Origin of the sequence: Corynebacterium bovis DSM 20582 = CIP 54.80 (assembly GCF_030408615.1) — a bacterium.
In the GTDB taxonomy this organism is placed as follows: Bacteria; Actinomycetota; Actinomycetes; order Mycobacteriales; family Mycobacteriaceae; genus Corynebacterium; species Corynebacterium bovis.
The window spans coordinates 457,098-480,307 of sequence record NZ_CP047187.1 but is presented as its reverse complement, the minus strand read 5'-3'; the positions used below and the strand labels follow the sequence as shown (position 1 = coordinate 480,307).

At 72.2% G+C, this 23,210-nt stretch carries 19 protein-coding genes and 4 tRNA genes; 6 read left to right on the top strand and 17 right to left on the bottom strand.

Annotated elements, in window-relative coordinates; all coding sequences use genetic code 11:
* From rpoB to rplJ, 3 genes are all read right to left on the bottom strand, one after another.
* Positions 1-3,492: a DNA-directed RNA polymerase subunit beta gene (rpoB, locus tag CBOVI_RS01780; protein ID WP_010274750.1), complete on the bottom strand. Its 3,492-nt coding sequence runs from the start codon at positions 3,490-3,492 to the stop codon at positions 1-3.
* Positions 3,493-4,146: 654 nt separating this feature from the next.
* The gene (gene rplL, locus CBOVI_RS01775) at positions 4,147-4,533 is read right to left on the bottom strand and encodes a 50S ribosomal protein L7/L12 (protein ID WP_010274752.1); all 387 of its coding nucleotides are present in this window, start codon (positions 4,531-4,533) and stop codon (positions 4,147-4,149) included.
* An 81-nt stretch (positions 4,534-4,614) separates the two neighbouring features.
* On the bottom strand, positions 4,615-5,127 hold the full coding sequence (rplJ, locus tag CBOVI_RS01770) for a 50S ribosomal protein L10 (protein ID WP_010274756.1): 513 nt from the start codon (positions 5,125-5,127) through the stop codon (positions 4,615-4,617).
* A 477-nt stretch (positions 5,128-5,604) separates the two neighbouring features.
* Between rplJ and CBOVI_RS01765 the strand changes: the two genes are divergently transcribed.
* Positions 5,605-6,645, top strand: coding sequence for an esterase/lipase family protein (locus CBOVI_RS01765; protein WP_125185875.1), 1,041 nt, complete (start codon positions 5,605-5,607; stop codon positions 6,643-6,645).
* A gap of 187 nt (positions 6,646-6,832) precedes the next feature.
* Here CBOVI_RS01765 and rplA read toward each other — a convergent pair whose 3' ends face one another.
* The 9 genes from rplA to CBOVI_RS01720 all read right to left on the bottom strand — a co-directional run bounded on the left by rplA (position 6,833) and on the right by CBOVI_RS01720 (position 11,871).
* Positions 6,833-7,546 carry a 50S ribosomal protein L1 gene (rplA, locus tag CBOVI_RS01760; protein ID WP_010265874.1) on the bottom strand — a complete coding sequence of 238 codons (714 nt, stop codon included), beginning with the start codon at positions 7,544-7,546 and terminating at the stop codon, positions 6,833-6,835.
* A 139-nt stretch (positions 7,547-7,685) separates the two neighbouring features.
* Positions 7,686-8,126 carry a 50S ribosomal protein L11 gene (gene rplK / locus CBOVI_RS01755; RefSeq protein WP_010265876.1) on the bottom strand — a complete coding sequence of 147 codons (441 nt, stop codon included), beginning with the start codon at positions 8,124-8,126 and terminating at the stop codon, positions 7,686-7,688.
* A gap of 155 nt (positions 8,127-8,281) precedes the next feature.
* Positions 8,282-9,247 (bottom strand): transcription termination/antitermination protein NusG, encoded by a 966-nt coding sequence (nusG, locus tag CBOVI_RS01750; RefSeq protein WP_010265878.1) that lies wholly within the window; start codon positions 9,245-9,247, stop codon positions 8,282-8,284.
* 189 nt (positions 9,248-9,436) lie between these two features.
* Positions 9,437-9,790, bottom strand: coding sequence for a preprotein translocase subunit SecE (gene secE, locus CBOVI_RS01745; protein ID WP_010265879.1), 354 nt, complete (start codon positions 9,788-9,790; stop codon positions 9,437-9,439).
* Positions 9,791-9,836: 46 nt separating this feature from the next.
* A tRNA-Trp gene (locus CBOVI_RS01740) sits at positions 9,837-9,909 on the bottom strand.
* A 233-nt stretch (positions 9,910-10,142) separates the two neighbouring features.
* A tRNA-Met gene (locus tag CBOVI_RS01735) sits at positions 10,143-10,216 on the bottom strand.
* 50 nt (positions 10,217-10,266) lie between these two features.
* Positions 10,267-10,339, bottom strand: a tRNA-Thr gene (locus CBOVI_RS01730).
* A 329-nt stretch (positions 10,340-10,668) separates the two neighbouring features.
* Positions 10,669-10,753, bottom strand: a tRNA-Tyr gene (locus CBOVI_RS01725).
* A gap of 107 nt (positions 10,754-10,860) precedes the next feature.
* Positions 10,861-11,871: a polyprenyl synthetase family protein gene (locus tag CBOVI_RS01720; RefSeq protein WP_010270065.1), complete on the bottom strand. Its 1,011-nt coding sequence runs from the start codon at positions 11,869-11,871 to the stop codon at positions 10,861-10,863.
* A 251-nt stretch (positions 11,872-12,122) separates the two neighbouring features.
* Here CBOVI_RS01720 and CBOVI_RS01715 point away from each other — a divergent pair, with 251 nt between their 5' ends.
* Positions 12,123-13,469 (top strand): geranylgeranyl reductase family protein, encoded by a 1,347-nt coding sequence (locus tag CBOVI_RS01715; protein ID WP_125185878.1) that lies wholly within the window; start codon positions 12,123-12,125, stop codon positions 13,467-13,469.
* Between the two features lie 126 nt (positions 13,470-13,595).
* Here CBOVI_RS01715 and CBOVI_RS01710 read toward each other — a convergent pair whose 3' ends face one another.
* From CBOVI_RS01710 to CBOVI_RS01690, 5 genes are all read right to left on the bottom strand, one after another.
* Positions 13,596-14,285, bottom strand: a complete 690-nt coding sequence (locus tag CBOVI_RS01710; RefSeq protein WP_010271089.1) for a demethylmenaquinone methyltransferase — start codon at positions 14,283-14,285, stop codon at positions 13,596-13,598.
* 165 nt (positions 14,286-14,450) lie between these two features.
* The gene (locus CBOVI_RS01705) at positions 14,451-15,665 is read right to left on the bottom strand and encodes a glycosyltransferase family 4 protein (RefSeq protein WP_183273728.1); all 1,215 of its coding nucleotides are present in this window, start codon (positions 15,663-15,665) and stop codon (positions 14,451-14,453) included.
* Positions 15,666-15,820: 155 nt separating this feature from the next.
* Positions 15,821-16,294, bottom strand: coding sequence for a DUF3592 domain-containing protein (locus tag CBOVI_RS01700; protein WP_010275092.1), 474 nt, complete (start codon positions 16,292-16,294; stop codon positions 15,821-15,823).
* On the bottom strand, positions 16,291-18,177 hold the full coding sequence (gene menD / locus CBOVI_RS01695; RefSeq protein ID WP_183273727.1) for a 2-succinyl-5-enolpyruvyl-6-hydroxy-3-cyclohexene-1-carboxylic-acid synthase: 1,887 nt from the start codon (positions 18,175-18,177) through the stop codon (positions 16,291-16,293). Before menD ends, CBOVI_RS01700 begins: the two co-directional genes overlap by 4 nt.
* 131 nt (positions 18,178-18,308) lie before the next feature.
* Positions 18,309-19,469 carry an o-succinylbenzoate synthase gene (locus CBOVI_RS01690; RefSeq protein WP_125186339.1) on the bottom strand — a complete coding sequence of 387 codons (1,161 nt, stop codon included), beginning with the start codon at positions 19,467-19,469 and terminating at the stop codon, positions 18,309-18,311.
* Between the two features lie 103 nt (positions 19,470-19,572).
* Between CBOVI_RS01690 and CBOVI_RS01685 the strand changes: the two genes are divergently transcribed.
* The 4 genes from CBOVI_RS01685 (at position 19,573) to CBOVI_RS01670 (ending at position 23,084) form a co-directional block, all read left to right on the top strand.
* Entirely contained in the window at positions 19,573-20,511 is a 939-nt protein-coding gene (locus CBOVI_RS01685; RefSeq protein WP_010270827.1) for a 1,4-dihydroxy-2-naphthoyl-CoA synthase, read from the top strand.
* 173 nt (positions 20,512-20,684) lie between these two features.
* Entirely contained in the window at positions 20,685-21,317 is a 633-nt protein-coding gene (locus CBOVI_RS01680) for a DoxX family protein (RefSeq protein ID WP_125187315.1), read from the top strand.
* Between the two features lie 169 nt (positions 21,318-21,486).
* The gene (locus CBOVI_RS01675; RefSeq protein WP_010273268.1) at positions 21,487-22,812 is read left to right on the top strand and encodes an inorganic phosphate transporter; all 1,326 of its coding nucleotides are present in this window, start codon (positions 21,487-21,489) and stop codon (positions 22,810-22,812) included.
* A 2-nt stretch (positions 22,813-22,814) separates the two neighbouring features.
* Positions 22,815-23,084, top strand: a complete 270-nt coding sequence (locus tag CBOVI_RS01670) for a hypothetical protein (protein ID WP_010273266.1) — start codon at positions 22,815-22,817, stop codon at positions 23,082-23,084.
* Positions 23,085-23,210: the final 126 nt, after the last annotated feature.

The following is a 23,210-nucleotide window of genomic DNA, read 5'->3' as shown; positions in this document are numbered from 1 at the left end:
CTACCCGACGTCACTGTCGGCGTCGGGCCGCTCGTCACGGGAGAGGTTGATGCCGAGGGCGGCGTTGGCGTGGTCGAGCTCGTCGTCGGTGGAGCTGAGCTCCATCGGCGTACCGTCCGCCGCGAGCACCTCGACGTTGAGGCACAGCGACTGGAGCTCCTTGAGGAGGACCTTGAAGGACTCGGGGATGCCCGGGTCCGGGATGTTCTCGCCCTTGACGATGGCCTCGTACACCTTCACACGGCCGACGACGTCGTCGGACTTGATCGTGAGGAGTTCCTGGAGGGTGTAGGCCGCGCCGTACGCCTGCATGGCCCACACCTCCATCTCGCCGAAACGCTGTCCACCGAACTGGGCCTTACCACCGAGCGGCTGCTGGGTGATCATGGAGTACGGGCCCGTGGACCGCGCGTGGATCTTCTCGTCCACGAGGTGGTGCAGCTTGAGCATGTACATGTAGCCCACGGACACCGGGTACGGGAAGGGCTCGCCGGACCGGCCGTCGATGAGCTCGGCCTTGCCGTAGTCGTCGACGAGGCGGATGCCGTCGCGGTTCGGGCGGGAGGACCGGAGCAGGCCGGACAGCTCCTCGTTCGAGGCGCCGTCGAACACCGGCGTCGCGGTGAGCGAGTCGGCCGGCACGTCGTACAGCTCCTCGGGGAGCTGCTCGAGCATGGCCTTGATCTTCGGGTCGTCGGAGTTCGTGTCTACGGACCAGCCGGCCTTCGCCAGCCAGCCGAGGTGGATCTCCAGCACCTGGCCGATGTTCATACGACGCGGCACACCGTGGGTGTTGAGAATGATGTCGACCGGGGTGCCGTCCGGGAGGAACGGCATGTCCTCCGCGGGGAGGATGCGGCCGACGACACCCTTGTTGCCGTGGCGGCCCGCGAGCTTGTCACCGTCCTGGATCTTGCGCTTCTGGGCGACGTACACCCGGACCATCTCGTTGACACCGGGGGCGAGGTCGTCGTCGTACTCCCTCGAGAACACCCGGACACCGATGACCTTGCCGGACTCGCCGTGCGGGACCTTCATCGACGTGTCGCGGACCTCACGGGCCTTCTCGCCGAAGATCGCACGGAGCAGGCGCTCCTCCGGGGTCAGCTCGGTCTCGCCCTTCGGCGTGACCTTGCCGACGAGGATGTCGCCGTCGCGGACGTCGGCGCCGATGCGCACGATGCCGCGGTCGTCGAGGTCCGCGAGGACGTCCTCGCCGACGTTCGGGATGTCCCGGGTGATCTCCTCCGGGCCGAGCTTCGTGTCGCGGGCGTCGATCTCGTGCTCCTCGATGTGGATCGAGGTGAGCACGTCCTCCTCCACCATGCGCTGGTTGAGGATGATCGCGTCCTCGTAGTTGTGGCCCTCCCACGGCATGAAGGCGACGAGCAGGTTCTTGCCCAGCGCCATCTCACCGTTGTCGGTGCCGGGGCCGTCGGCGATGGCCTGGCCGGCCTCGACGCGGTCACCCTCGTCGACGAGGGGCTTCTGGTTGTAGCAGGTGCCCTGGTTGGTGCGCTCGAACTTGCGGAGCATGTAGGTGTCCCGCACGCCGTCGTCGTCCATGACCGTGATGTAGTCGGCCGAGACGAACTCGACGACACCGGCCTTCGGGGTGATGATGACGTCGCCGGCGTCGTAGGCGGCGCGCAGCTCCATGCCGGTGCCCACGAACGGGGCCTCGGAGCGGAGCAGCGGGACGGCCTGACGCTGCATGTTCGCGCCCATGAGGGCACGGTTGGCGTCGTCGTGCTCGAGGAACGGGATCATCGCCGTCGCCACGGAGACCATCTGCCGCGGGGAGACGTCCATGTAGTCCACCTGATCGACGGGCACGACCTCCACGTCGCCGCCCTTCAGGCGCACCTCGATGCGGTCCTCGGTGAACCGCTTGTCCTCGTCGAAGGGCGTGTTCGCCTGGGCGACGACGTGCCGGTCCTCCTCGTCCGCCGTGAGGTAGTCGACGACGTCGGTGATCTGCCCGTTCTCGACGCGGCGGTACGGCGTCTCGATGAAGCCGAAGGGGTTGACCCGCGCGTAGGAGGACAGCGAGCCGATGAGGCCGATGTTCGGGCCCTCAGGCGTCTCGATCGGGCACATGCGGCCGTAGTGCGACGGGTGCACGTCACGGACCTCGAGGCCGGCGCGCTCACGGGACAGGCCGCCCGGGCCGAGGGCCGAGAGGCGACGCTTGTGCGTGAGGCCGGACAGGGAGTTGTTCTGGTCCATGAACTGCGAGAGCTGGGACGTGCCGAAGAACTCGCGGATCGCGGCCGAGACCGGGCGGACGTTGATGAGCGACGTCGGCGTGATCGACTCGGCGTCCTGCGTCGTCATCCGCTCGCGGACGACGCGCTCCATGCGGGACAGGCCCACGCGGACCTGGTTCTGGATGAGCTCGCCGACCGTGCGGAGGCGACGGTTGCCGAAGTGGTCGATGTCGTCGACACCGATGGCGATCTCCACGCCCTCCGGGGAGGTCATGGTCTTCTCCCCGGCGTGGAGGCGCACGAGGTACTCGATCGTCGTGAGGATGTCCTCCTCGGTGAGGGTCATCGTGCCCTCGGTGTCCCCGCCGAGGCCGAGCTTCCGGTTGACCTTGTAGCGGCCGACCTTCGCGAGGTCGTAGCGCTTCGGCCGGAACAAGCTGTTCTCGAGGAGCGCCTGCGCGGAGTCGCGCGTCGGCGACTCACCCGGGCGCTGCTTGCGGTAGATCTCGAGGAGGGCCTCGTCGGTGTTCGCGACGCCGTCCTTCTCGAGGGTGGACATCATGATCTCGGAGAACCCGAAGCGCTCGGTGATCTCCTGGGTCGTCAGACCGAGGGCCTTGAGCAGGACCGTCACCGGCTGACGACGCTTGCGGTCGATGCGGACACCGACGGTGTCGCGCTTGTCGACGTCGAACTCCAGCCATGCACCACGGGACGGGATGACCTTGACGGAGTGCAGCGGACGCTCCGTGGAGCTGTCGATGGACTCGTCGAAGTACACGCCCGGGGACCGGACGAGCTGCGACACGACGACACGCTCGGTGCCGTTGATGATGAACGTGCCCTTGTCCGTCATCATCGGGAAGTCGCCGATGAAGACGGTCTGGCTCTTGATCTCGCCGGACATGCTGTTGGTGAACTCCGCGGTGACGTAGAGCGGCGCGGAGTAGTTGATGTCCTTGTCCTTGCACTCGTCGATGGTGTTCTTCACCTCGTCGAAGCGCGGCTCGGAGAAGGTGAGCGACATGTTCTCCGAGTAATCCTCGATGGGGGACAGTTCCTCGAGGATGTCCTCCAGTCCGCTGGTCACGCGGACGCCGTCGCCCACCTCCGCCTGGCGGCGGGCGCGCCACTCCGGGGTCCCGACGAGCCACGCGAACGACTCGCGCTGCAGGTCCAGGAGACCGGGAACCTCGATGGGGGCGTTGATCTTCGCGAAGGAGTAGCGGTGCGAAGCTCCGGGAATTCCGGCCGTTGAACTGGTCTGGCGGGAGACTGCCAAGATTGGGTCCTTCCAGCAGCTCACGTGGCTCCCCTCGTCCGGGGGTGGAGCTCCGGGTGGGAGCCACTGATACTTGAGCGTACGGTCTGTGATGGTCTGATGTCGTGGGGTGACGTCCGGGCGTCAACGGAAGCCGGGGCGGGAGGCGGCCGTCCGTCCCGGGACCGGGCCGCGCCTGGCGGGGGATCGTGTGCTGAACCGGTGGTCATACCACATGTCCGTGCTCACGTCCCCTTCCACTGCGCAACCCTGTCCGTGGGTCACAGTCCTCGTGTCGAACACCCGACTCTCGCCGACCGCTCATCGTCTGCCGCATCACGCCCGGAGGTCAATCCAGCGCAAACAACCACCCTATATCACCAGTGACCCCACTGTCCAGCCCCACGACACACCTGTACCGGTGCGTCCTCCACCCCGGGTCCCCTCCCCCGGTCCGACCGCCGGCCGTGACCGACCGCGCGACACTGCTGACACCATAGCACCGTCCGCCGGAGACGCAAGACCCCGGGCCGCGCGCCCTCCCGGCCCCGCCGCCGCACCCTCCCCGGACAGCACGAAACCCCCGCGCACCGCCCTGTCGGGCGGGTGCTGCGGGGGCTGGCGGGGCGACCGGGGGACCCGGTGCGGCCCCGGCACGTGTGCGGAGCCGGTCCCTTACTTGAGGGAGACCTTGGCGCCGGCCTCCTCGAGCTTGGTCTTGGCGGCCTCGGCGTCGTCCTTGTTGGCGCCCTCGAGGATGGCCTTCGGGGCACCCTCGACGAGCTCCTTGGCCTCCTTGAGGCCCAGGCCGGAGACGATCTCGCGGACAACCTTGATCACGCCGATCTTCTTGGCGCCGGCATCCTCGAGGACGACGTCGAACTCGTCCTTCTCCTCCTCGGCGGCGGCAGCGCCACCGGCGGCCGGGGCGGCGGCAGCGGCGACCGGGGCGGCGGCCGTGACGTCGAAGGTGTCCTCGAAGAGCTTGACGAACTCGGAGAGCTCGATGAGGGTCATTTCCTTGAAAGCTTCGATGAGCTCGTCGTTGGAGTACTTAGCCATGACGGCATCCTTTCCAGAGAGTCTGTGGGGTGTAACAGGTGGTGTGTTTCGCGGCCCGGGTGCGGACCGCGGGGACCGCGACTAGTTCTTCTTCTCCTCCAGGGCGACCGCAAGGCGGGCGACCTGGGAAGCGGGAGCGTTGAACAGTCCGGCGGCCTTCGCCAAGGAACCCTTCATGGCCCCGGCCAGCTTGGCCAGGGTGGTCTCGCGGTTGTCGAGGTCGGCGATGGCGTCGACCTGATCGGCGGTCAGCGAGGCACCGTCCATGTAGCCACCCTTGATCACGAGCAGCTTGTGGTCCTTGCTGAAGTCCTTCAGCGCCTTCGCGGTGTCCACGGCTTCGCCGTTGATGAACGCGATGGCGGTCGGACCAACCAGCAGGGACTCGTCAAGCTCAATACCGGCCTCCTGGGCGGCCAGCTTGATCATGGTGTTCTTGGCGACGGAGTAGGTCACGTCCGAACCGAGCTTCGTGCGCAGCTCGGTCGTCTCGGCGACGGTGAGACCGCGGTACTCGGTCAGCACGGTCGCGTCCGAGTTCTCGAACCGCGCCTTCAGCTCCGCCACAGCGGCGGTGTTCTTCGCGTTAGCCATACTCTCGCCTCCTTCCTGGTGTCTGATGTACGACGGTGTACGTCCCGTCGGCGCAGCACCCTCCACACGACAGTGCGCCCTGTGCCGCAGGGCACAGGGCGCACACCGGTCCGCGTCCGGCGGCCGTGGCGGCCGGACGTTCTGGACAATGCGCGTTCTGTGTTCTCCTGCGTGGGCCACCGTCACGGGGACGGTCCTTCGGTCCGGGGACTCCCGGACGACCGACGGTCTTCGGTGAACTTTGAACGCATGTGGACCTGGGCCCACACATCAAACTTCCCGGCACACGTTACAGCCCGCCCGCGCACGGACCAAATCCGGACGCCGCGCGGGCCCGACCACCGCCCGACCACCGGCCCGACCACGGCCCCCGAGCGTCCCCGCCACCGCCCGACCACCGCCCGACCACCGCCCCACCGGCTGTCATATTCGCGATATTCTTCGCCAGGACACAGACTCGCGCTAGCCTGTTACACCATGTCCTCACCTGACGATCGCCACCCCACACGCGACACCACGGTGTCCACCGGACACCACGAGAACGTCCGGGCGTCCCGCGGGTTCCTCACCGCCTTCGTGCGGTCGTTCATCCACCCCACGTGGATGCCCTCCGGCGTCAACGACTTCGACACCCCGCTGGAGCCCGGACAGGTCCCCGTCGTCCTCGTCCACGGCACGTGGCTCAACGCGTACAACACGTGGTCGATGATCGCACCGACCCTCGCCGCGGCGGGCTACCGCGTCTTCGCCCTGAACTACGGCCGGAACACCGCGTGCGCCCTCGGCCGGCGCCGCGCGGTCTACGGGGCGAAGGGGCTGCTCGACTCCCAGCGGGAGGTCGCGGCGTTCGTCGACGAGGTCATCGAGCGCACGGGCGCCCGCCAGGTCGACCTCGTCGGGCACTCCCAGGGGGTGACGCAGTCGCGCCTGTACCTCACGGACTCGGGCGGGGCGGACCCGGAGGACCCGTCGCGGAACCGGGTGCGCCGCCTCATCGGCATCGGGGGCAGCAACCACGGCACGACGATGTCGGGGTTGACGACGCTGTGCGAGCGCCTCAACCGCCTCGGCCTGCCGATGTGGCGGATCATCCGCACGCTCGTCGGGCAGGCCGCGGAGGACCAGGTCGTCGGCTCCCCGGCGATGCGGCACGTCAACCGCATGGGCGACACGGTCCCGGGGGTGACGTACACGATGCTGTGCTCCCGTTTCGACCAGATCGTCACCCCGTGGCGCACGCAGTACCTGGAGGAGGGCCCGGGGGCGACGGTCCACAACGTGCTCATCCAGCAGGGCGCCGTGCGGGACTTCAGTGACCACCTGGCCGTCCTCTACTCCCCGCGCATCGTCGACTTCATCGAGGAGGCGCTCAGCGACGACGCCGAGTCCTACCGCACCGAGCACCCGTACGTCAGCCGGACGGTCATCCCGTTCCTCGGGGCGGTCCCGGAGCCGCCGCGGTCCCTCCCCCGTCGCCCGGGGCGGCGTCCCGGGGGTCGACGCGGGCAGGGCCGCTGACGGCCGGTCCGGCGGCGGGTCCCGGTCGGGGGCTCCCGGACGGCCGGCGCCGCGGGGTCGCGGCGTCGTGCCCCCTCCCCCGTGACCGGGTGCAGGAACGACGACACCCCCGGCCTCGACGAACGAGGTCCGGGGGTGGCGGTGTGCCCGGGGCGGCGGTGCGCCCCGGGGCCGGGGCCGGGGAGTCCTACTCCTCGCCGCCGGCGTAGTTCTTCACGACGGCGGGGTCGACGGGGACGCCCGGGCCGGTCGTGGAGGCCATCGTGATCTTCTTCAGGTAGCGGCCCTTCGACGCGGACGGCTTCACGCGGAGAAGCTCGTCGACGAGCGCGCCGTAGTTCTCGGCGAGCTGCTGCTCGGTGAAGGAGGCCTTGCCGATGAGGGCGTGGAGGTTCGACGCCTTGTCGACGCGGAACGTGATCTTGCCGCCCTTGATCTCGGAGACGGCCTTGGCGACGTCGGTGGTCACCGTGCCCGTCTTCGGGTTCGGCATGAGGCCACGCGGGCCGAGGACGCGGGCGACGCGGCCGACCTTCGCCATCTGGTCCGGCGTCGCGATCGCGGCGTCGAAGTCGGTCCAGCCGCCCTGGATGCGCTCGATGAGCTCGGTCGTGCCGACGACGTCGGCCCCGGCCTCCTCGGCGGCGGTGGCGTTCGGGCCCTCGGCGAAGACGACGACGCGGACGGTCTTACCGGTGCCGTTCGGCAGCGAGACGGTGCCGCGGACGAGCTGGTCGGCCTTCCGCGGGTCGACGCCCAGGCGGATGGCGACGTCGACGGTCGCGTCGTAGTTCTTCGAGGAGGTCTCCTTGACCAGCTTCGCCGCCTCGAGCGGGGAGTACAGCCGGTTCGCGTCGATCTTCTCGGCGGCGGCCTTGTAGGCCTTCGAGTTCTTGCTCATGTGTCTGTGTCCAATCAGTCGTGTTGGAGTCGTGGTGTCAGTCGGGCCTGAGCAGCCCTTCCACGGTCTGTGTCCGGCGGGGCCGGACGGGGGTCGGCCGACCGCCCGGTGGGACCGGGCGGGGACGGCCGGACGGGTGTCAGCGGGACGGGAGGTCGACGACCTCGATGCCCATGGAGCGGGCGGTGCCGGCGATGATCCAGCCACCGGCCTCGAGGTCGCGGGCGTTGAGGTCCTCCAGCTTGGTCTGGGCGATCTCCTTGCACTGGTCCCAGGTGACCTTGCCGACCTTGTCGGTGTGCGGGACGCCGGAGCCCTTCTGGATCCCGGCGGCCTTGAGCAGCAGCTTCGCGGCCGGCGGCGTCTTCAGCTTGAAGTCGAAGGAGCGGTCGTCGTAGACCGTGATCTCCACCGGGACGACGCTGCCGCGCTGCGACTCCGTCGCCGCGTTGTACGCCTTGCAGAACTCCATGATGTTGACGCCGTGCGCACCGAGCGCCGGGCCGACCGGCGGGGCCGGGTTGGCCGCGCCCGCCTCGATCTGGAGCTTGATCAGTCCGCTGACCTTCTTCTTCGCCATCGTTCACACCTCTTCACGTGGTATCAGGCGTCACGGCACCGGTGATGACAGCGACCGGGGCCCGCCCTACCGGATGCCGGGTTGGGTACCGGCCACCGGGTGGTTTTCATTCAAGGACAGTGTGCGGCCACGGTGGGCACACACGGAGGGTCAGCCTAGTTCAGCTTCTCGACCTGATCAAAATCCAGCTCGACGGGGGTTTCCCGGCCGAAGATGGAGACGAGGGCCTTGAGCTTGCTGTTCTGCGCGTCGATCTCCGAGATCGTCGCGGAGACCGAGGCGAACGGCCCGGAGAGCACGGTGACGGACTCGCCGACCTCGTAGTCGACCTCGACGGTCTCGCTCGCGGGCTTCGGCGGGGTGGCGACACCGGTGGCGCTGACGTCCACGCCGGAGACGGAGTCGTTCGCGTCGACGTCGTCGGAGGGCTTCGCCGACTCCGGCGGGAGGAGGAACTTCGCGACCTCGCGGATCCGCACCGGGGTGGGCTTGCCCTCGTTGCCGACGAAGGACGTGACGCCCGGGGTGTCACGGATGACCGACCACGAGGCGTCGTCGAGCTCGATCCGGACGAGCACGTAGCCGGGCAGGAGCTTCCGCTTGACCTGCTTGCGCTTGCCGTCCTTGAGCTCGGTGACCTCCTCGATGGGGACGACGACCTCGTGGATCTGCTCGTCGACACCGAGGGTCTGGGCGCGCATCTCGAGGTTGGTCTTCACCTTGTTCTCGTAGCCCGAGTAGCACTGGATGATGTACCAGTCGCCCGGCAGCTTCTTGAGGGCGCGCATGAACTCGCGCAGGCGCGTGCGGTAGGCCTCCATCGCGGCGTCCTCGAGGGAGGCGGCGGTGTCGTCCCCGCCGGTCGCGGCGGCCCCGTCCTCCGGGGTGCCGGTCGCGGCGCCGGTGCCCGCGTCCGTCGGCGCGGAGCCGTCCCCGGTCGCGGGGCTGTCGCCGTCGAAGATGTCCTCGTTCACCGGGGTCTCCGCCGGGGTGTCGACGGCGCCCGCCGCGCCGGAGCCGTCGTCGAAGGTCGTTCGGCCGTGCAGGTCGTTCACGGCCTGCTGGACGTCCTCCTGCGCGGCGGCGGCGAGGTCGGACGCGGTCTTCTTGTCGTCAGTCATCAGTCATCTCCCGGTCTGGTTCGCTCCGGGGACCCTCACGCGGACGATCGTCGACGCGATCCGGTGGGCCCCGGGTGGTGGGTCGGGCCCGGACGGTCGGGTGGCCGCCCGGGATGACCCGCTCATTCACGAAAAATCCGCCTCGCCGTGGCGGCGAGGCGGTCGTTGACGACGTTCAGAGTAGCACGGTCAGACGCCGAACATGAACTCCACGCCCTTGCCCGTCCCGAAGTCGACACCCGCGCAGATCGCGGTGATGACGATGAGGAAGACGAGGACGACGAGAGTGTAGGTCACCATCTCCCGGCCGGTCGGCCAGATGACCTTGGAGAGCTCGGAGCCGACCCCGCGGACGAACCCGACCGGGCCGCGCCCGGCGGTGTCCCCGCCCGTGTCCCGGGTGCGGGTCTCACGCGGCGTGGCACGCGCCGTCGTGGCACGGCCCGTGACCTGCCTCTTACCGGACGGCCGGAGCGCGTCCTTCCCGGCGCCGTCGGCACCGTTGGCGGGGGTGGTCCCGGCCGTGGTGTTCTCGTCGCTCACGGGGTCCTCCTGTGTTCGCGACCCCCTGGGACAGGGGGTTCGTGTGCAGGGGCGACAGGACTTGAACCTGCAACCTGCGGTTTTGGAGACCGCTGCTCTGCCAGTTGAGCTACGCCCCTCGGTTGTGTCCGGTGAGCACACCGGAAACCGGGGTCGCTGCCGCGAGCGCGCGTACCCCGGCAGGGTACATCCGTCTCACGAACAGCACCGGCAAAGTGTAGCAGTCACTCCGGGGCGGGACAAACGCACCCGTCAGCGCCGCGCGGGCGGTCCGCGGGCGGTCCGGGGCGGCTCCCCGCACCCCGGCCCCGGACACACAAAAACCCCGGCCGCGGAGACCGGGGTTCCTCTGTAGCGGTGGGGGGGCTCGATCCCCCGACCTCACGATTATGAGTCGTGCGCTCTAACCAGCTGAGCTACACCGCCATGGCCATCTCTCACGGCGCGGCGGTGTCGCCGACCGCAGAAAATGACAGAGCCCCCTGACAGAATCGAACTGTCGACCTTTTCCTTACCATGGAAACGCTCTGCCGACTGAGCTAAGGGGGCGTGACCTCACGATGTGACCTGGGGAGTCAACACACTCACCCGGACCGCGTGAAGCCTGGGATAGCATAACCGCCCCCTTCCGTTCTCCACAAATCTCCAGGACAGGGGCCATTTTCAGGGTCCCGACGCCGCCTGTCCCCGCCCCGCGCCCCCGCCCGCGCGGTCGTCGTCCCCGCCCCGCGCCCCGGCCCGCGCGGTAGTCCTCCCCGCCCCGCGCCCCCACCCGCGCGGTCGTCCTCCCCGCCCGGCCGCCGGACCGGGTCCCCGCCGTCACGGGACGACCCCGGGGAACACGAAAACCGCCCCGGTGTGAACCGGGGCGGTGTCTGTGGTGCCAGGTGATGGATTCGAACCAACGAAGGCAATGCCGGCGGATTTACAGTCCGCTCCCTTTGGCCGCTCGGGCAACCTGGCGTGCACCGTTTCCGGCGCGAGCGATACTCTACTACGCCACACCCATCGCCGCGCAAATGACGAGGTCACGGGCACTTCGCGGGACACCCGCGCCCGCCGGGCGCCGGTCAGCCCAGACGCTCGAGCGAGTACTCCATGAGCCGGCGCAGCGCGTCCGTCACCGGTCCCTGCGGCAGACCGGCGAGGTCCGCCTCGCCGCGCTCGCGGTACCGCGCGACGTCCTCGAGGGAGCGCTCCCGTCCCCCGGAGGCGCGGATGAGCCGGAGCGCCTCGTCGACAACCTCATCGTCCGTGACGGGGCCCGTGAGGATCTCCCGCAGCCGTTCCCCACCCGGGGTCTGCTCCTGCATCGCGTAGAGCACCGGCAGCGTGAAGACCCCCTCGCGGAGGTCCGTGCCCGGGGTCTTCCCGGAGACGTCCGGGTCCGACCAGATGTCGATGATGTCGTCGACGATCTGGAAGATCTGGCCGAAGCTGCGGCCGAAGCGGTACAGGGCCTCCCGGTGGGCGTCGCTCGCCCCGCCGTGGAGCGCCCCGAGGTACCCGGCGGACGCGATGAGCACGCCCGTCTTCTCCTGGATGACCGTGAGGTAGTGCTCGACCGGGTCCTCGCCGTCCCCGGGGCCGACGGTCTCCCGCATCTGCCCCGTGACGAGTTCCCCGAAGGTGTCCGCGAAGTGCCGGACCGTCGCCGTGCCCATGTCCGCCATGAGGTGCGAGGCGACGGCGAAGAGGTAGTCCCCCGCGAGGATCGCCACCGAGTTGCTCCACCGCGCGTTCGCGCTCGCCGAGCCCCGGCGGCGGTCGGCCTCGTCCATGACGTCGTCGTGGTAGAGCGTGGCGAGGTGGGTGAGTTCGACGACCACCGCCGCGGAGTCGACGTCCGTCGTCTCGGGTGACGGCCCGTACTGCGCCGCGAGCAGCGCGAACATCGGGCGGAACCGCTTGCCCCCCGCGAGCGCGAGATGACTGATCTTGTCCGTGAGGAAGCTCTCCCCCACGAGCAGCCGGTCCCGGAGCATGGTCTCGACGCGCTCCATGCCCGCACCGATGACCGCGTTCAACGACGGGTCGCCCAGATCGAGGTCCACCCGCTCCCCGGTGTTGCTCTTTGCCATCTCGTCCGTAGCCTCTGCCTGTCGTCGTGCCGCCAACGCTCAACCGCTGCCGGGTCCGGCAGTCGGTGTCCCACGATACTGTAGACGAGCACGTGTGCACGTTCCCACCCACGCGCCCACCCGCGCGGTCCGCGGGGCGTCCCCGGCGCGTGGAGGGGCGTGGCGGGACGGGGAGGGACGCGGCGGGGCGTGGACGAGCGCGGCGGGACGGAGAGGAGCGCGTGACCGGCGCGTGACAGAATGGGTCCACCATGAGTGACCGCCCCTCCGCGCCCCGCACCGTCCCCCGGCAGGACGACGGTGACGTCCCGCCCACCGCACCCCGGCCCCCGCTCGACCGCACGTGCGACGTCCTCGTCGTCGGCGGCGGCCCCGCCGGGTCGGCGGCCGCGATCCACGCCGCCCGCTCCGGCAGGGAGACGGTCGTCGTCGACATGCGGACCTTCCCCCGCGACAAGACCTGCGGCGACGGCCTCACCCCGCGCGCCGTCGCCGCCCTCGACGAGCTCGGGGCCGGGCACCTCCTCACCGACCGCCCCGCCCACCGGGGCCTGAAACTCCACGGCTTCGGCGGCTCCGTCACCGCCCCGTGGCCCACCGGCGGCGGCTTCCCCGGGCGCGGCAGCGCCGTCACCCGGATGTCGCTCGACGCCGCGCTCCTCGGGCTCGCCGCCGACGCCGGGGCGGAGGTGCTGCAGGGGGTCAAGGCGGTCGACGTCGACCACACGACCGGGCTCGTCACGTCCGTGACCTGCGAGGGGCCCGGGGGCCGGTTCACCGTGCGGCCGCGGGTGCTGCTCCTCGCCGAGGGGGTGCGCAGCAGCCTCGCGCGGGACCTCGGGGTCGTGTGGCTCCGCGGGCTCGTCCACGGCGTCGCCGCCCGCTCCTACTGCAGCACCCCCCGCGGCGACGAACAGTGGATCCACTCCCACCTCGAACTCCGCGACGACGACGGCACCGCCCAGCCCGGGTACGGGTGGATCTTCCCGCTCGGCGGGGACCGGGTGAACCTCGGCTGCGGCGCCCTGTCCACCGCCGCCCGCCCGGCGCGGGTGAACACGCGCCGGCTGCTCACGCAGTACGCCGGGCAGTGCCGGGAGGAGTGGTCCCTCGGAGAGCCCGAGGACGTCGCCGGCGCGCTGCTGCCAATGGGCGGGGCCGTCACCCGCGTCGCCGGGGTGAACTGGGCGGCGCTCGGGGACACCGCGGCGTGCGTCAACCCGCTCAACGGCGAGGGCATCGACTACGCGCTCGAGACCGCGCGGGACGTCGTCGCCCTCCTCGACGACGCCGCCCGGACCCCCGACGGGCTGCGCCACCTCTGGCCCGCGCACCTCCGGGAGCGGTACGGCGCGGCGTTCTCGCTGGCCCGGCGCCTGGCGACCGTCCTGACGATGCCCGGGCTGCTCGCGGCCGTCGGGCCCGTCGGGATGCGCACGCCCGGCCTCATGGGCACGGCCGCGCGGCTCATGGGCAACCTCGTCACGCCGGCGGACACGGACGTCGTCGCGCGGCTGTGGCGGGGCGCGGGGCGGCTGTCCGCCGGGGCGGACCGGGTGCTCGCGGCGGAGAGCCGGCCGCTGTTCGGCCGGGTCTGAGCCGGGCCGGGGCGGGGCCGGCGCATCCGGGCACGTCCGGGGAGGTCCGGACCGGGGAGGTCCGGACCGGGGCGGCCGGGGCCGGCGAGGTCCGGGCCGGGTGTCCCGCGGCGCGCGGCCGCGGGGTCAGCGCGGCTTGACGGCGCTGTGGAGGGCGGTGATGCCGAAGGTGAGGTTCTGCCAGCCGCAGTCCGTCCACCCGTTCGCGTCGATCTCCGCGGCGAGGGACTCCTGGTCCGGCCACGCGCGGATCGACTCGGCGAGGTAGACGTAGGCCTCCGGGTTCGACGCGACGGCGCGGGCCACGACGGGCAGCGCGCGCATGAGGTACTCGATGTAGAAGGTGCGGAACACCGGGAGCGTCGGGGTGGAGAACTCGCACACCGTGAGCCGCCCTCCGGGCTTCGTCACCCGCGCCATCTCCCGCAGGCCCGCCCGGAAGTCGACGATGTTGCGCAGGCCGAAGCTGATCGTCACGGCGTCGAACGTCCCGTCCGGGAACGGCAGGCGCATCGCGTCCCCGCACACCTTCGGCACGTCCCGGTGCCGGCCCGCGGCGAGCATCCCCCGGGAGAAGTCGCAGGCCACGCACCAGGCGCCGGACTCGGCGAGCTCGACCGTGGACACCGCCGTCCCCGCCGCGAGGTCGAGCACGAGCTCGCCCGGCGCGGGGTCGAGACGCCGCCGCGTCCGGCGCCGCCACGCCCGGTCCCGGCCGAAGGACAGGACCGTGTTCGTGATGTCGTAGTTCTTGCCCACGGCGTCGAACATCGTCGCGACGTCACGGGGGTTCTTCTCGAGGCTGGCTCTGGACACGACGGCCATCCTATCCGACGGCCCCCACCCCACCGCCGGCCCGCCGGCGCCCGCGCGACCCGGGCTCCGCTCCGGTCAGGCCGGCCCGCAGGCCCCGGGCCCTGCTCAGGTCAGGCCGGGACCGCGCACACCGGGCCCCGCTCCGGCCAGGCCGACCCGCAGGTCTCAGGCCGCCGGGGTGCGGCTCCACGACGTGCCGCGGGCGCCCCACGCCCCCCACCGCGCGCCGGCCGCGAAGTCCTCCATCGCCAGCGCCTGCTCGTAGTACTCCACGAGCTGCGTGCACAGGCCGGTCCACGTCCGCGGCAGCACCGACTCCCGGGCCCGCGCCCGGGCCCCCGCCCCCTCGGCGAGGACCGTGTCCACCGCCGCGGGCAGCTCCCGCGCGAACCGGGCCGGCGGCAGGAGCCGGCCGTTCACCCCGTCGACGACGAGGTCCACCGGCCCGCCCGCCGCAGGGGCCACCGTCGGCACCCCACTCGCCTGGGCCTCCTGGATCGTCTGGCAGAAGGTCTCGACGTCACCGGTGTGGACGAAGACGTCGAGACTCGCCATCGCCCGCGGCAGGTCCTCCCCGTACAGCCCGCCGGTGAACACCGTGTACGGCAGGAGCCGTTCGAGCCGCGCGCGCTCCGGGCCGTCCCCGACGACGACAACCTGGATGTCCCGGCGCGACATGAGCCCGGCGAGCCGGTCCACCGACTTCTCGCTCGCGAGCCGGCCGACGTACCCGACGACGTGACGCTCCCCCTCGACCGCCTCCCCCCGACGGCGCGCACCCTCCCGGATCCACGCGGCGCGGAGCGCGTCGTCCCGCTTCGCCGGGTCGAACCGGACCGTGTCCACACCCCGGCCCCAGTGGTGGACGTTCTCCACCCCGTGGGCCTCGAGGTCGGCGATCGTCACCGACGACGGCGCGAGGGTGAGCGTGCACGAGTTGTGCATCGTGCGGACCCACTGCCACGCGGCCGTCGTCAACGCCCGCAGGTGGTACGAGCCGGCGAACCCCGGGACGTCGGTCTGGTACACCGCCACGCACGGGATGCCGAGCATCCGCGCCGAGACCGCCCCCGCCCCGCCGAGGACGAACGGGCTGGCCAGGTGCACGACGTCCGGGGCGAAGTCCCGGATGCTGCGGGTGACGGCCGGCACCGGGACGCCGATCGGCAGGGAGTTGATCATCGGCACCGCGACGGCGGGGACGCGGACGACGGGGAAGCCGGCGTACTCGTCGACCTGCTCCGCCCCGTCGAGCGCGGCGGGGGCGACGACCATCGCCTCGTGACCGGTGTCACGGAGGTGTTCGAGCACCCGGAGCACGGAATTGACCACCCCGTTGACGACGGGGAGGAAGGACTCGGCGACGATGGCGACACGCATGACCTCAGCATCACCTCCGCACGCCGCCACAGGGTGATCGACACATGAAGTTTCACGGTCCACCCGGCGAACACCAGGTTACCCGGCGGTCGGCCCGGGCCGGGCGGCCCCCTCCGCGGCCGGGGCGACGGCGTGCGGGGCGGCCGAGGCGGCGGTCAGCCCACCCCCGCCGCCCGGCGCGACGTCCGCCGCACGACGAGCAGCAGCAGCGCCGCGACGACGAGGCACACGAGGAACGTCGACCCCGCCGGCAGGAACGCCAACGTCCACGACCGGCCGGCGACCTTCACGGTGTCCGGGTCGGAGCGCTGGTACTCCACCTTCACCCGCTGCCCGCGGACGAGGCCCGTCGGGTACTTCAGGCCCGTGTCCGGCGTGTGGTACTCCCCCCGGTCGTCCCGGTAGCGCACGACCGTCCGCAGCGGGTCGATGTCCACGACCGTCGCGGTGGCGGTGCCCCGGTCACGGGCGATGCGCAGGTCGTCCACCGCGGAGCTGACGACCATCCCGGCGCACACGACCGCGGCGAGGAGCAGCAGCGCGAGGACGGCCTGGATGAGCCGCCGGTCGCGGGTCCGCGCGCGCGAGCGTTCCCGCGCGGCGCGGACGGGGTGGGTCGGGGCGCTCACCGGATCTCCACCCGGTCCCGGATCCGGGCCTCCAGGTCACGACGCGACGCCCGGTCGACCCGCGCCTCGACGACGAGGATCCCGGGGGCGTGGTCCCGCGACGTCGCCACCGCGTCCTCCCCCGCCTCCGCGTGGTCGTCGAGCACCCGGGCGAGGTCCGCGACGGAGTCGACCGCGACATGGGCGACGTCGAAGGCCGCGCACAGGGCGGCGACACCGCCCCGGGGCGGGGTGCCGAAGACACGGTCGAACGCGGGGGTGCCGTCGTCGAACTCCCGGAGCGGCGCGGCCCCCGGTTCGAGCCCCTCGAAGATCGCCCCACCCCGGTCGTCGGCGACGACGATGACGAGGGAGCCGGGGCGGGGCTCGTCCGCACCGATGGCGAGGCCGTTGACGTCGTGGAGGAACGTGAGGTCCCCCATGAGCGCGACGGTGCGCGGGGCGCGGGGCTCGTCCGGGTGGGCGGCGGCGTGGGCGAGGGCGGTGCCGACGGCGGCGGAGACGGTGCCGTCGATCCCGGCGGCGCCGCGCGCGGAGAGGGTCCGCACGCCGTCGAAGGGCAGGCCGGCGAAGCTGAGGTCGCGGACGGCCGACGACGCCCCGGCGACGAGCGCGTCCCCGTCGCGCAGCGCGTCCGCGACGACGGCGGCGACGTGGAGGCCGGTGACCGGGCCCGGGGCGGCGAGGGCGTCGCGCACGGCCTCGGCGCCGAGGGTGTCGACGGCGGCGCAGACGTCGGTCCAGCCCGCCGGGTGCGCGCCGGTGAGGGTCACGGAACCGCCGACGCGGCGGACGGTCCGGCCGACGTCCGGGACGGTCACGCCGTCGGTGAGGGCGACGACGTCGATGTCGGGGGCGGAGAGCAGGGCCGTCACCGGGCGGTGGAGGGTCGGCCGCCCGAGGACGACGACCTGCTCCGGCCGCACGGCCGCGGAGAACCCGTTGGCGCTGATCTCGGTCGCGCCGAACACGGCCGCGCCGGCGGGGTGGACCGGGGTGCCGGGGACGGGCGCGGTCGGCTCGGCGACGGTCGGCACGTCCGCGAGGGCCTCGGCCATCGCCCGGCCCCACACCTCGTCGCGGACGGCCCCGGCGATGACGAGGGTGCGGCGGGACAGGTCGACGGTGACCTCGCCGAAGCGGGCGCGCGCGGCGGCCCCGGCGGCGGCGCTCGGGCGGCCGTGGCGGGTCGTCAGCGCCGACGCGCGCCACGGGTCCCCGGTCCCGTCGGACGCCGCGCGCCGCGCCGCGAGGCTCACCGTCGCGCTGTCCGCGGGGACGAGCGGGGGCGCGAAGGGGATGTCGAGCTGGACCCCGCCCCCGCGCGACGGGTCGAGCGCCGCCTCCACCGCGGCGTCGACGCGCGACCGCACGGCCGGGGCGCTGCCGCCGGTCACGGCGGCGTCGAGGCTGAGGGACGCCACCGCGTGGGCGCCGAAGATCCCGGCCTGGTCGATGGTCTGGTTCGCCCCGGTGCCGAGGACGTCGAGCGGCCGGTTCGCGGAGAGGACGAGCAGCGGCACGCCCGACGCCGTGGCCTCCACCATCGCGGGGAGGCAGTTCGCGACGGCCGTCCCGGACGTCATCACCACGGGGACGACGCGGCGGCTGCGCCGGGCGACGCCGAGCGCGAGGAAGGCCGCGGAGCGCTCGTCCGTGCGGACGTGGAGCCGGAGGCGGCCGGTGCGCGCGGCCTCGGCGAGGGCGAGGGCCAGCGGGGCGGAGCGGGAGCCCGGGCACACGACGGCGTCGGTGACACCGCAGCGGACGAGTTCGTCGACGACGGTCGCCGCGACGGTCACCGCCGGCGGGGTCGGGTCGGCGGGGTGGGGGCCGGCGGATCCGGCGGACGCTCCGGGAAGGTCGTGGTCGTCATGGGTCACCCCACCGAATCTACCGCCCGACGTGCGCCCTCCCCGACGGGGGACCGTCCGGGCGCGTCACGGGCGCGCCACCGGCGCGGCACGGCCGGGTCCCGGGCGAGGCACCGTCGCGCCCGGCCGGGGCCGGGCCGTCAGAGGTGGGCGTGGGCGCGCCGCAGCCGGTCGAACCACCGGTCGCGCGTCGCGCCGTCGACGGCGAGGGACTCCAGGCGGTCCGCGTCCGGGGCGACGGCGACGGCCTCGAGCCCGCCGTCGACGATCGGGCGCGGCGCGCACACGTCCTCGGCGAACAGCGACCCCGTGGCGAGGCCGGCGGCCTGCGGCGGGACCACCATGCCGTCGTCGTCGATCCGCTCCGGGATCCCCGCGGCGGCCGCGAGACCGGCCCCGATCCCCACCGCACTCTCCAGCGCGGAGCTCACGGTCACCGCGACCCCGTACGCCGCGACCTCCTCGGCGACCTCGAGCACGCGGTCGACCCCGCCGAGCGGGGCGGCCTTGACGACGGCGACGTCGCACGCCCCGGCGCGGACGACGGCGAGCGGGTCCTCGGCCCGCCGGATGAGCTCGTCCGCGGCGACCCGGACGAACAGGCCGCGGCGCATGAGCCCGCGGCGGACCTCGGCGAGCTCGGCGGCGGTGCGGCACGGCTGCTCCAGGTAGTCGACGGGGCCGGTCTGGGTCAGCGCCTCCGCCGCCGCGAGGGCCTCGTCGACGGTCCACCCGCCGTTGGCGTCGACGCGGACGCGCGGGTGCCCGTCGATGACCCCGCGCCGCACGGCCTCCTCCATGACGGAGCGGACCGCGTTGACCCGGGCGACGTCGTCGTCGAGAGTCTGGCCCCGCTCGGCGACCTTGACCTTGACCGTGCGGCACCCCGGGTACCGCTCGAGCAGGCGGGGCACGGCCTCCGGGTCGGCGGCGACGTCGACGGCGGGGACGGTCGCGTTGACCTCCACCCACCGCCGGCCCGGCGCGGCCCCGAGGACGGACAGCGGGCTCACCGGGGCGGTGACCGGGTCGGGCGTGCCGGCGTCGCGGAGGTACTGCGCCCCGCCACCGGTCGACCCCGCCCCCACGGCCGGCCCACCCCAGCCCATCCCGACGGCGCACCGGAGCCAGCGGGCGGCCTCGGCGTCGTCGTACTCGGGGAAGGGGGACCACTCGACCCATCCGCGCGGCGCGTCGATGAGCACGACCTCGCGCGTCTCCACCCCCCGGAACCTGACCCGGAGGGGCAGGCGGACCACGTGGGCCCGTTCACACAGCGACTCTGCATGTGGTTTCGGCATGTTCACCACTGTGCCACTTCAAGTGCGGGTGACTGAACTTCACCCCCGCGCGGGGCCGCGGCCGTCGGGACCCGTGTCCCCCCGGGGACCTACACTCCAGGGCATGACCGACACGACCCCCTCGACCGGCCCCACCGACCCGTCCCAGTGGCGGGAGGTCCCGGGCTTCGACTTCACCGACATCACGTACCACCGGCACGTGGGCACGGCCCGCGCGGACGGGATCGTCCGCATCGCCTTCGACCGGCCGGAGGTCCGCAACGCCTTCCGCCCGCACACCGTCGACGAGCTGTACACGGCCCTCGACCACGCGCGGCGCTCGCCGGACGTCGGCACGGTCCTCCTCACCGGCAACGGGCCGAGCCCGAAGGACGGCGGCTGGGCGTTCTGCTCCGGCGGCGACCAGCGCATCCGCGGCCGCTCCGGGTACCGCTACGCCGACGGCGACACGGAGGACACGGTCGACGAGGCCCGGACGAAGGCCGAGGGCGGGCGGCTCCACATCCTCGAGGTCCAGCGGCTCATCCGGACGATGCCGAAGGTCGTCATCGCCGTCGTCAACGGCTGGGCGGCCGGCGGCGGACACAGCCTCCACGTCGTGTGCGACCTCACCCTCGCCTCCCGGGAGCACGCGCGGTTCAAGCAGACCGACGCCGACGTCGGGAGTTTCGACGCGGGCTACGGCAGCGCGTACCTCGCGTCGCAGGTCGGTCAGAAGTTCGCCCGGGAGATCTTCTTCCTCGGCCGGACGTACGACGCCGAGACGATGCACCGGATGGGGGCGGTCAACGAGGTCGTGGACCACGCGGACCTGGAGGACACGGCGGTCGAGTGGGGGCGGGCGATCAACTCGAAGTCGCCGACGGCCCAGCGGATGCTGAAGTTCGCGTTCAACCTGCCGGAGGACGGGCTCATGGGCCAGCAGGTCTTCGCGGGCGAGGCGACGCGGCTGGCGTACATGACGGACGAGGCGGTCGAGGGCCGGAACTCCTTCCTCGAGAAGCGCCCCCCGAACTGGGACAACTTCCCGTACTACTACTGAGTTCCGGGACCCCGACCCGCGGCCCGCGACCGGGCGCCGCCGCCCGGCCCCGGGACCGTGGTGCACGCACTGCACCTGGGCACACACAACCGCCTGCACAGCGTCGGCACCTACCCTGACATGAGGGTAGTTGTCGCGTCACGTAGGTACCAGTTCTGATACGTTCACGCCACATGACCGTACTTCGTGACATTGTCCTGCTCATTTCCCGCATCCTTCTCGGCGTCATTCTCGCCGCCCACGGCATCCAGAAGTGGACCGACATCGGGGTCGGGGCCGTCGCCGACCAGTTCGCCGGCCTCGGCGTGCCCGCCCCGGACATCAGCGCCCCGGTCGTCGCGACCGCGGAGATCCTCGGCGGCGTGGCGGTCATCCTCGGCGTCCTCACCCGGCTCGCCGGCGTGCTCGTCGTCCTCCTCCTCGCCGGGGCCGTGTGGTTCGCGCACCGGCACGCGGGGATCTTCGTCACCGACGGCGGCTGGGAGCTGCCCGTCGCCATCGCCGCCGGCTTCCTCCTCCTCGCCGCGACGGGCGCCGGCCGGGTGAGCGTCGACGCCCTCGTCACCCGCCGCCGCGCCGCCGCCGCGACCGCCCCCGCCCCGGCAGCCGCCCCGGCCACCACCACGCCCGCCACCACCCCGGCGGCCCCGACCGCGGGGACGACGGCGTCGACCCCCACCCCTACCACCACCTCCCCGGCCGGCACCCAGGCCGGCACCCAGGCCGGCACCCAGGCGACCACCCCGGCGGCCCCGACCGCGGGGACGGTGCCGTCGACCCCCACGGACGGGGAGCAGCGCCCCTGACACCCGCCCCCCGGGCGACATCCACCCGACCGCCAGATGAACGCACAGTGAACTGCGTGGTGACGCGCCGTGAATTATTCGCGTTTACCCCTCGTTTCACCCCCACATGAGGTTTCGCGACGGGGATCACGAATAGCCCTCAGCGGGTGCGGGGCGGATACTCACCCGTGTGACTGAACTGATCATTCTGCTTCTCGTCATCGGGACCGCGCTCGCCTTCGACTTCACGAACGGGTTCCATGACACCGCGAACGCAATGGCCACGTCCATCGCCACCGGTGCCCTCCGACCGAAGGTCGCCGTCGCCCTGGCGGGCGTCCTCAACCTCATCGGTGCCTTCCTCTCCGTGGAGGTCGCCAAGACCGTCGCCAAAGGCATCGTCAACCTCGACAGCTTCGACCTCTCGGTCACGGCCCAGGCGGACAACCTCCTGCTCGTCGTGTTCGCCGGGCTCGTCGGCGGCATCTCCTGGAACCTCCTGACCTGGCTGTTCGGCATCCCGTCGAGCTCCTCCCACGCCCTGTTCGGCGGCCTCATCGGCGCCGCCATCGGCGCGCTCGGGTTCAGCGGCGTCATGTGGTCCGGGGTGATGCAGAAGATCGTCGTGCCCGCGGTCGCCGCCCCCGTCGTCGCCGGCATCGTCGCCGCGCTCGGCACGGCCGGCGTCTACGCCTTCACCAAGCGGGTCGAGGCGAACTCCCGCGACCGGTACTTCCGGTGGGGCCAGATCGGCTCCGCCTCCCTCGTGGCGCTCGCCCACGGCACCTCGGACGCCCAGAAGACGATGGGCGTGATCTTCCTCGCCCTCGTCGCCTCCGGGCACCTCGACTCCGCCGCGGACATGCCCTTCTGGGTCACCGCGGCGTGTGCCCTCGCCATCGCCGCCGGGACGTACACGGGCGGCTGGCGGGTCATCCGCACGCTCGGCAAGGGCCTCGTGGAGATCACCTCCCCGCAGGGCATGGCCGCCGAGACGTCGTCCGCGGCGATCATCCTCACCTCCTCCCACCTCGGCATGGCCCTGTCGACCACGCACGTCGCCACGGGCTCGATCCTCGGCACGGGCCTCGGCCGCCCGGGTGCGGAGGTCCGCTGGGGGGTCGCGGGTCGCATGGCCGTCGCCTGGGTGACGACGCTGCCCGTCGCCGCGGCACTGTCGTGGCTCGTGTACATCGTGTCGAATGCCGCGGCCGACGCGACGTCGATGCTCATCGGCTCGGTCGTCGCGCTGATCATCCTCCTCGTCATCGTCGGCGCGGTCATCCTCCGCGCCCGGGCGAACCCCGTCCACGCCGGGAACGTCAACGAGGACTGGGACGAGGAGACCCACTCTCCGGTCCCCCCTACGCGGAAGGCGCCCGCGCTGGCCGGCGCCGGACACGGTGACCCGGCGACCTTCGTCGACACCTCCGCCGGCATCGACGGCCTCCCCGGGGCCGCCGACGCCCCGGCCCACCCCGCCGCCCCCACCACCCCGATCCGGAAGGACATCTGACCGTGGGCATCCTCCAGTCACTCATCCAGGTCACCGTCGTCGGCATCATCCTCGGCGCGGGCCTGCCGGTCCTCTTCGCCCTCGGCGTGAAGCTCGGCGTCCCGGAGGGCGCGTCGGCGACGGGCTCCCTCCCGGGCTGGCGCCGGGGCCTCGCGTGGGTCTTCTTCGGCGTCGTCATCCTCGCCATCATCGCCGGCCTGCTGTGGATCACCCAGGGCCGGATCTACTCCACGTTCGGCTGGGACGTCTTCGGGACCGCCGCGTCCTCCTGACCCCCGGCCCGGCCGGCACCACCCCGGCCACCAGCGCAGACGCGCCGTCGTCCCCGGACGACGGCGCGTTTTCGTGTGCCGACACCGCAGGCCAGATGACATTTTTCGGGCAATTGCTTGACAGCT